Genomic DNA, 12,240 nt, shown 5'->3' with positions numbered 1-12,240 from the left:
GTCAGGCCCATGACCGCATCTGCCGTCGCCCATCCGGCTGAGGTTGCGCTGAGCGACATTCGCCTGAGCTGGAAACGGGGACGTGCCGCGCTGCTCGACCACTTCGGGCAGCACCCGCAGCAGGTCACGCCGCTGCTGCACGGACTCACCCGCCTTGCCGATCAGACGCTGCAGACCCTGTGGACGACAAGCGGCATGCCGCCCGATGCGGCGCTGATCGCCGTAGGCGGCTACGGACGCGGCGAGCTGTTTCCGTTCTCCGACATCGATCTGCTTCTGCTGCTTGAGCAGACCCAGGGCAGCAACGCCGCCATCGATGCGGCCGCCTCAGGCTTCATCACCGCCTGCTGGGATATCGGCCTGGAAATCGGCCCGAGTGTGCGCACCATCGAGGCCTGCATCGACGAAGCCGACAAGGACATCACGGTGCAGACGGCCCTGCTGGAATCGCGCTTTTTGTGCGGCAACCGAGCCTTGGCTGATTCGCTGAACCGCGCGTTTTTCGCTCACCTCGATGCACGCGCGTTCTTTCAGGCCAAGATGCGCGAGCAGCAGCAGCGCCATCTCAAATTCGAGGACACCCCCTACGCGCTGGAGCCCAATTGCAAGGAAAGCCCCGGCGGTCTGCGCGATCTGCAGGTCGTGCTCTGGGTGGCGCAGGCCAGCGGTCTGGGGCGCAGCTGGAAGGAATTGGCGGCGCATGGAATCATCCATGTCAATACCGTGCGCCAGATTCAGCGCAACGAGACCGTGATCAAACGCATCCGCGCGCACCTGCATGTGCTGGCCGGACGGCGCGAAGACCGTCTGGTGTTCGACCAGCAATCGGCCGTTGCCAAGGTGCTCGGCTTTGCGCCCACGCCGACCAAGCGGGCTGGCGAACGTCTGATGCAGCGCTACTACTGGGCGGCGAAAGCCGTCGAGCAGATCAACCAGATCGTGCTGCTCGATATCGAGGGGCGGCTCTGGCCGCAGTCGGTGGCCGTGGCGCAGCCCGTCGTCGGGCTCAAGGACGTGGAAGACGGGCGCTATGTGCTGCGCGACGGCATGATCGAGCCCGCCCATCTCCAGCTTTTCGAGCAAGAGCCTTGGACGCTGCTGGAAATTTTTGCGGTGTTCCAGCGCGCGCCCGGCGCTCGGGGGCTTTCGCCCGCTGCACTACGCGCCATCTACCTGGCGCGCCACCGGATGGACAGCGCCTTCCGCCACGATCCGCGCAGCCGGGCGCAGTTCGTGCGCATCCTGCAGGCGCCGCAAGGCATCGTTCACGCCCTGCGGCTGATGAACCGCACCAGCGTACTCGGGCGCTACCTGTGGGCGTTTCGCCGCATCGTCGGGCAGATGCAGCACGACCTGTTTCACGTCTATACCGTCGATCAGCACATTCTGATGGTCGTGCGCAATGTGCGGCGTTTTTTTATGCCCGAACATGCCCACGAATATCCGCTGTGCTCGGAGCTGGCGGCACACTTCGATCCGCCGTGGGTGCTCATCCTCGCGGCGCTGTTCCACGACATCGCCAAGGGCCGCGGCGGCGATCACTCCGAGCTGGGCGCCGTCGAAACCCGCAAGTTCTGCAAGGCGCACGGCATCAGCGCCGAACACACCGAGCTGGCCGTGTTCCTCGTGCGCGAGCACCTGCAGATGTCGCGCGTGGCGCAGAAAGAAGACTTGAGCGACCCCGAGGTCATCGCCGCCTTCGCCCGGCGCGTGGGCGATGAGCGTCACCTCGTCGCCCTATACCTGCTGACCGTGGCCGACATTCGCGGTACCAGCCCGAAAGTGTGGAACGCCTGGAAAGGCAAGCTGCTCGAAAACCTCTACCGCGCCACCTTACGCGCACTCGGCGGCCAGACGCCGCAACCCGAGGCCGAACTGCAACTGCGCCAGCGCGAGGCGCAGCGCATTCTCAACCTTTACGCCCTGCCCCAGGGCGCACAAAAGCCGCTCTGGGACACGCTGGACATGGGCTATTTCCTGCGCAACGATCCGCAAGACATTGCCTGGCATACCCGCAAGCTCTACGCCCGCGTAGCCAGCCCATCGCCCGTGATCAGCGCGCGACTGGCCCCCGAAGGCGAGGGGCTGGAGGTGCTGGTGTATGCGCCCGACCAACCCGATCTGTTCGCGCGCATCTGCGGCTACTTCGATCATCAGAACTTCAACATTCTCGACGCCAAGATCCACACCGCCAACAACGGCTGGGCGCTCGACAGCTTCGTCGTGGTGTCACCCCACACCAAAGTGCACGACCGGGCGATGACCGGCGTGATCGAAACCTCGCTGCTCGCCGAACTGGGCCGCGCCGCGCCACTGCCGCCCCCGCATCATGGGCGACTGTCGCGGCGGGTGCGCAACTTCCCCGTCAGCCCCCGCGTCGGTCTGCGCCCCGATGAGCGCGGGCAGCGCTGGATTCTCAACGTGACCGCGCACGACCGGGCCGGGCTGCTGTTCGGCATTGCGCAGGTGCTGGCCAAACACCACATCGACCTGCAACTGGCCAAGATCACCACCCTCGGCGAGCGGGTGGAAGATACGTTTCTGGTTTCCGGCCCCGGTCTGGGTGACGCCCGGATTCAGAACACACTCGAAAACGAGCTGCTGCAGGCGATCATGGATTAGCGTCAGAGGAGCACACCGCTTGGACATTTCCGCCCTGCAAGCCCGCTTGCGACAGTTTTCCGCCGACCGCAATTGGGCGCCCTACCAAACACCGAAAAACCTAGCGATGGCAATGATCGTCGAGGCCGGCGAACTGGTGGAAATCTTCCAGTGGATGACGCCCGAGCAATCGCAGCAGGCCGGACAAGACCCTGAAATTCAACAGCACCTCGCCGACGAAATCGCCGACGTGCTGATCTATCTCGTGCAGATCGCCGATCACACCGGTGTGGATCTGCAACAGGCGGTGGAACAGAAAATCGGCAAAAACGCCCTGAAATATCCAGCAAGCTGAGCGCCGCCCGCTTCCAGTGGGTCGTGATCATCATGCTGGTGTGTTTGCACAGCAAGCTGATGGCGATGCGCCCGGCCTTGCCTTAGGCTTGGCGTGCGTCGCCGTGATCGACCCGCGCAGCGCCCGACGGACAGCAATGCACGACTTGGCGCGCAGCCCCCGCGGCAATCTGATGGTGCGTGGCAGCGACAACGCGGTCGCCGCCGGTTTCAAGGCAGTTGCATTACTGCTCGATCCCGTTTCGGACAAGATTCTGAGGGCTTTCAATCAGGTCGGCGGCTCCGACGAAGTCTGGTTCGACTCCGCCAGAGGCGACTTTGTGCTCGCGGCGGTAGGTACACTCATGCCCTACCGTGAGCGCGTTCCGGTTGGCACATGAAAGCGTCGTCGGCGCGGGTGCAGACCGCGACACTTCGTACCATTCCCCCATCACGGCATCGATTTTTGCCTCCTGTTTCAGATTCCGACGTCCCTTGTTCAGAACATTCCAAGCCCTTTGGATCGGGTTACTCGTGCTGTGCACGTTGGGCGGTTGCGCCTCACTGCAAAGCCCCGCCGGTGCACAGATATCCGAAGCCGCAGTGAGCGCCGACTCGGCTCCGAGTGTGCCGTGGTGGACAGAGGTCGGCGACCCCTTGCTGGCTCGGCTGATCGACCACGGGCTGGCGGTGGACCCGCTGCTGGTCCGCGAAGCCCGCGCCCTGGCCGACCTGCAGGCGCGCTCGCAGCAGTGGCGCTTCCGCCTCGCCCGCTGGGTCGGCCGCATGCTGCAGCAGATGCCCGATTCCCCCGAAGTGCAGGCCGTGCGGCTGGCCGACGCGCGCCAGCGCAAGGCCGCGCGCATCGCGCGCGCTTACGTCGAGGTGCGCCGCCTGCAATGGAATCTGGCCTTGCGCCAGGCGTTCCAGGATCGGTTCCACGACGATGCCGATTTCGCGCGCTGGCGCTACGAGGCCGGGCTGGTCTCGGGGGTTGACAGCGGACTGGCGGCGTCGCTGATCGGCACCAATGCAAGCGCGCTTGCCGACACGCGCGCTCGCCTGGCCGCGGCCGAAGCGACGCTGGCGCGGCGCGCGGCGGTCGCGCCATGGCAACTGGGATTGTGGATCGCCGACGGCGCTCAAGTGCCTTGGCTCGACGCCGACGGCGCGGCCGCGGCGGCATGCGACGACGCGCAAGCGGCTGGCCTGCGCGCCGCGCTGGCCGAGGTGCGGGCGCGCGAGGCCGCACTGCCCGAGCTCGAGCGCGACGCTGAGCGCACCGCGGACGATGCGCGCGCTGCCTACCGTCTGGGAACCGGCGATTTCGCCACGCTGTACGTGGCGCAAACCGCGCAACTGTCGGTGCGCGAGGCGCGCATCGACACCCGGGCTCGGCTGGCGCGCGCGGCGATCGATCTGTGGACCGACGTCGGTCTGCGCAGGAACCAGGCCAGACTGCGCGAGCCGACGCGCAGCTCGGTCGGAGACATGCCGTTGGCAGTCGGAGCATGCCGTGACTGAGCCGAGTGACGCCTCGCAGGTCGATGTGCTGCTCGACGCGCGCCCACGCAGTCGCGCGCGGCGCTGGATCAGCATCACGCTGCTGCTGCTGGCGCTGGGGGTGGCGGGCAGCTTGCTGCTGCGTTTTCTCGAGGGCAACACGACCCCGTACTACATGGCGCCGATCATTCGCGGCGACCTGCGTCCGCAACTGTCCATCAAAGGCCGGGCCTACCTGGTCGGCGAAATTACGGTACGCGCGCCGCGAGATGCCTTGATCACCGCAGTACCGGTGGCTCCGGGCGACACGGTGGCGCCCGGCCAGGCGCTGGCCGTGGTGGATACCAGCGCTTTTGCACAGGCTATCGATGCCGACCGCCTGGCGCTGGCCGCCGCGCGCGACCAACTGGCGCGTGCCTTCGTGGAGTCCAGGCTGGCCGACGCCCGGATCGCGCGGTACGACAAGGTGTGGGGCGAGTCGGCCCACCGCGTGCCCTCGCTGGACGAGATGGACACCGCGCGCGCGGCGGTGCGCAGCGCGGCACTCGCGGTGCGGCGGGATCGTGTGTTGCTCGCTGCGGCCCAGCGCCGCCTCGACGACGACATGGCCAATCTGCAGGCCACGCTGCCGCGCGCTCCCATCGCCGGCGTGGTGGTCCGGCCGCTAGTGGCGCCGGGCAGTCAGGTTCAGGCCGGACAGCCGCTGCTCGAACTGGCGCCGCTGGACGCCCCCGCGCGCGTGATCGTGCCGCTGCCCCCTGGTATCGAGTCGCTGCCCGCGGGCCAATCGGCACAGGTGGTCATCTCCGGCACCGATGGCGCAGAGCGCGCTGCCACTTTGCTGCGTACCACCACCGACCCGGCGGGTGTGCGCCAGGCCGAGTTCGCGCTGGCGCCCGATCCGCGCATTCCGCCGGCCGCCGCGGCCACGCTCAAAATGACCCTGCCGGTTCGCCACCATGTGCTGCTGGCGCCGAACACGGCGCTGGCCTTCGCCCCCCATTGCTCGACGCAACCCGAACTCGAACGCAGCAGTCTCTGCCTGCTCGATCGCGACGGCACGGCGCGCAGCGTGTCCATCATCGCCGGTCCCAGCGACGGCCATCGCACGCAGATCCTCGGCGGGCCGGTGCGTCCGGGACAACTGGCGATCATCGGCTGGCGTGCGGCGCCGGGCGCGTCAGGCCCGAAATCCGGTACTCCGGCCCGTGACCCAGCCATTGCGCCCTCGACCCCCACGGCACCATGACCCCCTCCGCTCCCAAGTTCACCCGCCGCCAGGCCGGCGGCGCGCTTGCTTCGCTGGCCGCCGGGCTGCTGCAACCCGGCATGGCCTTCGCCGCAGGCGGCGGCCGCTGGGGCCCGCCGCGGCCGTTTTCCTGGGATCTGCTGATCGAGCGCGCGCGCCGACTCGCGGGCCGTCCCTACGTGGCGCCGCGCCTGTCGGCGCACGCGGCATTGGACTCCGACGCCTTCGTGCGCCTGGCCTACGGCGCCGCCGAAGCGGTGACGGGCACGGTGCGCCTGTTCCCGCCGCGCCGTGGCGTGGCGCCGCTGGCCGTGTCGATCCATGTTGTCGACCACGGCGTGGCCAGGAGACTGATCGACACGCACGGGCTGTTCGGCAGCGGACAGACCGCCGATCCGGCTGGCTGGCGCGTGCTGGCGCCCGACGCGCGCACCGACTGGATGGCTTTTCTCGGGGCCTCGTACTTTCGCTGCTCGGGGACATCCAACCGCTACGGCCTCTCGGCACGGGCCATCTCGGTGGACACCGGCCTGCCGGGGCCGGAGGAGTTCCCAGTATTCACCGACTTCTGGATCGAACAGCCGTCGGACGACCACGTGATCACCCACGCCCTGCTCGACGGCCCTTCGCTGGCCGGGGCCTACGCCATCGACACCTGGCGTCACGAGGGCGTGGACGTTGTGCAGGACGTGCGTTGTGCACTCTTCCTGCGACGCGATGTGCAGCGCCTGGGCATCGCCCCGCAGACCAGCATGTTCCTCTACGACCAGACGCGCGCTGACGGCATGCCCCACTCCCATCCGATCGGCGATTGGCGCCCGCAGGTGCACGATTCCGGGGGCCTGGCCATCCGCACCGGAGCCGGCGAGCGCATCTGGCGCCCGCTCCACAACCCGGCTCAGGCGCGCGTGAACGCCTTCCGCGCCGATCACCCGGGCGGCTTCGGCCTCATGCAGCGCGATCGCGATTTCACCAGCTACGAGGACGACGAATTGTTCTACGAACTGCGGCCTTCGCTGTGGGTGCAGCCCCAGGGCGACTGGGGCACGGGCAGCGTGATGCTCTACGAGATGGCGTCGGTCTCGGAGACTGTGGACAACATCGGCGCATTCTGGGTTGCCGACGAACCGGCGCGTGCCGGGCAGCGCCGCGACGTGGCGTACCGGTTGACGTGGACATCCGCCGATCCCAGCACCGATGCCAACGCGCACTGCTGCAATCTGTTGATCGGGCCGGCCGGTCCGGCCGACACCCCGCCCGATCCGTCCACGCGCAAGTACGTGTTCGACTTTCGCGGCGATGTGCTGGCCGGGCTGGATGATGCCAGCGGCGTGCAGGCGCTGACCAACCTGCCGGCTTCCGCGGTCATGGGCCTGCGCGCCCATCGCCTGTACGGCCGCAAAAACTCCTGGCGCGTCGTGCTGGACCTGCGCCTGACGGGGCTGGCGCAAAAGGAGTTCCGCGTGTTCCTGCGCCGCGGGACGCAGGCGCTCAGTGAGACCGTCGTGGTCACGCTCGAGGATTGAGTCACCGCGCACGCATACGCCATGTCCGCTAATCACGCGATAAACCCCGCGCCCCCGATGCTGCCTCCCGAGGCCGCGCTCGACATGCCTATCCAGCGCCTGGACGGCCCGCCTCCGGCGGCGATCGAGGTGAAGACCCAGCCGCACGGCCTGCTGATCAAGCGCCTGCTGCTCATCGCGCTGACGGCCGTGCTCGCGCTGGCGGCGTCCACGCAACTGCGCATGGTGCTCGCGCGCGAGCAGGTCAACGCGCTCGACATCGTGCTGCTGGTGATGTTCGTGCCGCTGTTCGGGTGGATCTCCTTCGGTTTCGTGAATTCGGCCATCGGCTTCTACAAGCTGATCAGCGGGGATCATCCGGGCTTCACGCCGGTGCCCAGCCCGGCGCAGCCGCTGCGCCATCGCGTCGCGGTACTGATGCCGATCTACAACGAGGATGTCGACGCCACCTTCGGCCGCGTGCGCACCATGGCGCGCTCCATCGCTGCGGCAGGGGGAGCCGCCTGGATCGACTTTTTCGTGCTGAGCGACTCGAGCGAGGACAACGGCGAGCGCGAGCAGGCGGCGTGGCTCGCGTTGGCGCGCGAGGCCCCCATCGCGGTGTACTACCGCCGGCGCGAGCACAACACCGCACGCAAGCCGGGCAACATCGCCGATTGGGTGCGCCGGTTCGGCGCCGCCTACGAGTGCATGCTGGTGCTCGACGCCGACAGCCTGATGAGCGGTGACGCCATCGTGGGCATGGCGTCGATCATGGAGGAGCGGCCGTCGATCGGGTTGCTGCAGACGGTGCCGATGATCACCAACGCGCGCACCCTGTTCCAGCGCTGGATGCAGTTCGCCAGCGAGGCCTACGGCCCCATCGCCACAGCGGGCCTGCTGTGGTGGTCGGGCTCGGAAGCCAATTTCTGGGGCCACAACGCGATCGTGCGCACGCGCGCGTTCGCGCAGAGCTGCGGCCTGCCCGAGTTGCCGGGCAAGCATCCGTTAGGCGGCCATATTCAGAGCCACGACATGTTCGAGTCGGCTCTGCTGCGCCGACGCGGCTGGGCGGTTCACATGGTGATGATCGACGGCAGTTACGAGGAATTCCCGCCGTCGATCATCGACTACGCCAAGCGCGACAAGCGCTGGATGCAGGGTAATCTTCAACACCTGCGGCTGCTCGGCACCTCGGGGCTGCACTGGGCCAGTCGGCTGCACCTGCTGCTCGGCGCCTCGGCCTACCTGACCTCGCCGGGTTGGCTGTTGCTGCTGCTGACCAGCGCCTTGCAGGTGATCTTTTCCCGCGAGGCCACGCTGATGGGGATCTCGACTTCCTGGGTGCTGTGGCTCACGCTGCTGCTGCTGTTCGGCCCCAAGCTGATGGGACTGACCTGGATGCTGTCGTCCGCCGCCCGCAGGCGCAGCTTCGGCGGCGCTGCGCGCATCGTGCGATCCGTGGCGCTCGATATTCCCCTGGCGATGCTGATGGCGCCGGTGATCATGATGACCCAGACCAAGAGCTTGCTGGCAATGGCGTTGGGAATTCCCTCCGGCTGGTCGGCCCAGGTGCGCGAGGCTCGCCGCATCCCGGTGCTGTCGACCCTTGCCGACCTGCGCGAGCACCTCGTGCTCGGTCTGGCCTTCGCCGCGCTGGCCTGGTTCGACCCGGTGGTCGGCCTGTGGTTCTCGCCGATCACGCTCGGGCTGCTCAGTTCGCCCTGGCTGATTAGCTGGACCTCCAGCGAGCGCCTGGGAACCCTGGCCCATGCCTTGGGCTTTTTCTGGGTGCCGGCTCCGCAACTGGGGGAAGAGACGCCGGAGCCGGATTCCTGAGCGCCCCCAGACCAGCTGCTGCGCGTCAGGCCCCGCAGCGCAATGTTCAGGTCTGGACGTAACTGCGCTGCACGACGAGCGGCGGCGGCGTGTATTGGTAGATCCAGGTTTCGGTGAGCGCCTGGCCGTCGAGCTGCAGGAACAGCCTGAGGTTGATCGGCTCTACGGCTTCACCGGGCACCAGGTCGAACATCGCGCGCCAGCCCTTGAGGGGCAGCAACGGGCGGGCCGACACGAGTTGTATGTGGCCGTGCGAGGTGCTGACCACGGCGCGGACTTTGTCGCTGGCGACCAGCATCGGCAGATCGCCGCCGACGAAGTCGATCACGAAGCGCCAGGAGAACTCACTGCGCTTCTGGCCGACGATTCCGCCGATGCCGTCGCGGGTCGCTTGGACGTGTCCGAGTCGGGATGCGAAGGGATTCTCGCGGCACCAGTACAAGCGGTAGCCATAGCTGTAGTCGCGGCCGGGAACGATTTCTTCGGCCGGATTCCAGAACGCCACGATGTTGTCCATCGTCTCATCGATGGTGGGGATTTCCACCAGCATGACCGCGCCCTTGCCCCAGGCGCCCTTCGGGGCGACCCAGCAACTCGGCCGACGGTCGTACCAGACCCCGTCGTCCTGGTAGTCGGCGAAGTTGTGGTCGCGCTGCATCAGGCCGAAACCGCGCGGATTGTCGTCGAGGTAGGAATTGACCTGGAGATGCGCCGGGTTGGTGAGCGGCCGCCAGATCCACTCTCCGACGCCGGTGTGCATCTGCAGGCCGTCCGAGTCGTGGATCTGCGGGCGCCAGTCGTCGGCGACGCGGTGGTCGTTTTCCCCAACCAGATACATGCTGGTGCCCGGCGCGATGCCCAGCCGCTCGATCCGACGGCGCGGGTAGAGCGTGAAGTCCACGTCCATCACCAGCGTGCTCGCCACATCGATGATGAAACGATAAGCGCCGGTGACGCTCGGGGAGTCGAGCAGGGCATACACGGTGAGCAGCGTCGATTCGGGTGCGGGCTTCTGCAGGTAGAAGGCGACGAAGTCGGGGAATTCCTCCGGCCGGGCCATGCCTGTGTCGATCGCCAGTCCGCGCTGTGACATGCCGTACTGGCCGCTGGCGTCGACAGCGCGGAAGTAGGAGGCGCCCTGGAACACCGCCCGGTCGTCCGCCCAGTTGGTGTGAAACAGCACGTTGAATCCGGAAAAGCCCAATTGCTTCGGAATCTCACCCGGCTTCAGTCCCGAGCGGCTGTAGTCGAACAGTGTCGGATCGAACAGGATCTGGCGCGCGGTATTGCGCTCCACGGCGTACATGCGCACCGAGCGCTTCATGGTGTAGCCGAGGTGATCGAAGCGGATGCGAAAGAAGAGATCGTCCTCACACCACAGCGTGCGCTCAGGACGGTAGCGGATCGACTGCCACTGGTCCCAGGAGAGCTTCTGCACCGCAGCTGGCAGCGCCGCGACCGGTTGGCTGTAAGCGGTGAGCGACTTCCCTTGCGCCAGCCCCTTCAGCCAGTCGAAGGAGAACTGCTGCGGCTCTCCGAAGTGCGCGATGCCGCGCGCCGGCGCCGGTGGCGGCCGCTTTTCTTGCTTGAATTCCATTGGCCAGGGCGCCAGCGCGGCGAAATTCGCCGCACTGCCGCGCAGAAAATCACGTCGATGCATCAATGTGTCCTCAGTTCTTGCGCCAGGGGATCGGCCTGCGCCATCGGTGCGCAGCGATGGCGTCCTTCAGGGGCGGGGTCTGCAGTGCGGCGAGCTTGCTCGCGGATCGGTCTCTTCCGGGGTCAGCAGCAACCGAAGCCGCCGCAGCCAGTGCGCCGGGGTGATACGACTTGTGAACATGGTAAGCGGCGCCGAGAATGCCATACCGCGGATCACCGGCAACAGCCAGTCGATGTCGTGCGGGGCAAACTCCAGGATCAGCGCCCCCACATCAGCCCGATCAGCACAGGCCAGGCGTGCCAGCGTGCCGGCTGACGCACAAAACCGCCGCGCCAACGTCCTCATCTCGGACGAGGCGAGCATTGGTCGCGGCCCGCGCCCACGGTTCAATTAAAGAGCCCTCGCGGCTGGGCCGGCGAGCAAAGGATCAACGCCGCAGGTTCGCCACGGCTTCATCTCTGTGCGACGACCACGGCCTCGTTGCCCTGTGCGAAGAGGTGCACCTGCGACTGCAGACCCGCCTGGGCAAAAGCCGCCTGGATTTCGTCTGGCCGCAGGAAATGGTTGCCCTGCACATGTTCGCTGAGATTCTGGAACGCCAGCCCCTTACGGCTGGGTTCGCGCAGGGCGGTGCGGTCTGTCGGCCAGGCCGGTTCCCAGATCACCACATAACCGCCCGGCTTGAGATTGCCGCGCAGCCAGGTGAACAGCGTGTGGGTGTCTTTCTCCCATACATGATGCAGGGCGCGGTTCATCGCAATCAGGTCGGCAGGTTCTTCCAGCGTGAGCGCGTGGATGTCACCCTGGATGAAACGCAGCCTGTCGGCCAAGCCCTGCTGCCGGGCAATGTCTTCGGCTTGGGCGATGTTCTCCTGGAAACCGTCGATGCCCAACCCCCGCAGCTTGCCACAACGCCGCGCCAGTGCGCGCAAGTACCAGCCATTGCCGCAACCCAGGTCGACGGCAAGACCGCCACGGGCGTCCACATCGGCGAAAGCGGGTACTGCCGGACAAATCGTTTGCTCGAACATCGAGGCGAAATTCGCCTCTAGCATCGGCCCGAACCAGGGCAACACGGTGTCGCGCTCGGCCAAAACCTGCTCGCCTGGGCGTTCCCCAGTGCGCATCAACCCCGCCGCGCGCTCGGCCATGTGCGCCGAGAGCACGGATTGCACGGCCATCGGCATAAGCGTGCCCGGCGCATCGGGGCGCATGGCTTCGCCTGTCGTCGTAAGACGGAAGACGTCGCCCTGTGCCTCCAGATAACCGAAGGCGTAGGCGGCGTCGCACCAGCGCAGCACATAGGCAAAATCGAGCCCGGCCGCATCGGCCAAGGTGGCGGCAGACGCCGTGCCCAGGCGATGCAGGGTGCTGAAGAGGCCGTTGACGACCCCGATGTAAGCGATGTTCAGGCTAAGCGCGGCCTGGGATTGCTGGCGAAATTGGGTTTTGAGGTCGTCTACAGTCATGGGAAAACGGGGAGTGATGAAAAAGTCGGGGCGCAATACCTGTCATGCCCTGCAGCATGCTCCAGCATGCATGCACAGCGT

The 12,240-nt window shown here is 66.9% G+C and carries 10 protein-coding genes; 7 read left to right on the top strand and 3 right to left on the bottom strand.

Annotation, left to right across the window (positions count from 1 at the left end; translation table 11 throughout):
- The first annotated feature begins 9 nt into the window (after positions 1-9).
- The 7 genes from ABT24_RS07400 to mdoH all read left to right on the top strand — a co-directional run bounded on the left by ABT24_RS07400 (position 10) and on the right by mdoH (position 9,030).
- Positions 10-2,622, top strand: coding sequence for a [protein-PII] uridylyltransferase (locus ABT24_RS07400; protein ID WP_276728320.1), 2,613 nt, complete (start codon positions 10-12; stop codon positions 2,620-2,622).
- Positions 2,623-2,641: 19 nt separating this feature from the next.
- The gene (locus tag ABT24_RS07395) at positions 2,642-2,956 is read left to right on the top strand and encodes a nucleotide pyrophosphohydrolase (RefSeq protein WP_276728323.1); all 315 of its coding nucleotides are present in this window, start codon (positions 2,642-2,644) and stop codon (positions 2,954-2,956) included.
- A 40-nt stretch (positions 2,957-2,996) separates the two neighbouring features.
- Positions 2,997-3,335, top strand: a complete 339-nt coding sequence (locus ABT24_RS07390) for a hypothetical protein (RefSeq protein WP_276728326.1) — start codon at positions 2,997-2,999, stop codon at positions 3,333-3,335.
- Positions 3,336-3,468: 133 nt separating this feature from the next.
- The gene (locus ABT24_RS07385) at positions 3,469-4,458 is read left to right on the top strand and encodes a TolC family protein (RefSeq protein ID WP_276728329.1); all 990 of its coding nucleotides are present in this window, start codon (positions 3,469-3,471) and stop codon (positions 4,456-4,458) included.
- A complete protein-coding gene (locus ABT24_RS07380; protein ID WP_276728332.1) occupies positions 4,451-5,686 on the top strand; it encodes an efflux RND transporter periplasmic adaptor subunit in 1,236 nt (411 codons plus the stop codon). The genes ABT24_RS07385 and ABT24_RS07380 overlap by 8 nt, the downstream gene beginning before the upstream one ends.
- Positions 5,683-7,212, top strand: coding sequence for a glucan biosynthesis protein D (locus ABT24_RS07375; RefSeq protein ID WP_276728334.1), 1,530 nt, complete (start codon positions 5,683-5,685; stop codon positions 7,210-7,212). The genes ABT24_RS07380 and ABT24_RS07375 overlap by 4 nt, the downstream gene beginning before the upstream one ends.
- A gap of 21 nt (positions 7,213-7,233) precedes the next feature.
- Positions 7,234-9,030: a glucans biosynthesis glucosyltransferase MdoH gene (mdoH, locus tag ABT24_RS07370; RefSeq protein ID WP_276728336.1), complete on the top strand. Its 1,797-nt coding sequence runs from the start codon at positions 7,234-7,236 to the stop codon at positions 9,028-9,030.
- 46 nt (positions 9,031-9,076) lie between these two features.
- On the opposite strand, the gene ABT24_RS07365 is transcribed toward mdoH, so the two are convergent.
- The 3 genes from ABT24_RS07365 to ABT24_RS07355 form a co-directional block, all read right to left on the bottom strand.
- Positions 9,077-10,690, bottom strand: a complete 1,614-nt coding sequence (locus ABT24_RS07365) for an OpgD/OpgG family glucan biosynthesis protein (protein ID WP_276728338.1) — start codon at positions 10,688-10,690, stop codon at positions 9,077-9,079.
- Positions 10,691-10,756: 66 nt separating this feature from the next.
- The gene (locus ABT24_RS07360) at positions 10,757-11,053 is read right to left on the bottom strand and encodes a hypothetical protein (RefSeq protein ID WP_276728341.1); all 297 of its coding nucleotides are present in this window, start codon (positions 11,051-11,053) and stop codon (positions 10,757-10,759) included.
- Positions 11,054-11,142: 89 nt separating this feature from the next.
- On the bottom strand, positions 11,143-12,159 hold the full coding sequence (locus ABT24_RS07355) for a class I SAM-dependent methyltransferase (protein ID WP_276728344.1): 1,017 nt from the start codon (positions 12,157-12,159) through the stop codon (positions 11,143-11,145).
- Positions 12,160-12,240: the final 81 nt, after the last annotated feature.

This window comes from Thiomonas sp. SCN 64-16, from assembly GCF_001725585.1.
GTDB classification, from domain to species: Bacteria; Pseudomonadota; Gammaproteobacteria; order Burkholderiales; family Burkholderiaceae_C; genus Thiomonas; species Thiomonas arsenitoxydans.
The sequence above is the reverse complement of the archived record's forward strand: the minus strand, read 5'-3'. Positions and strand labels throughout refer to the sequence as shown.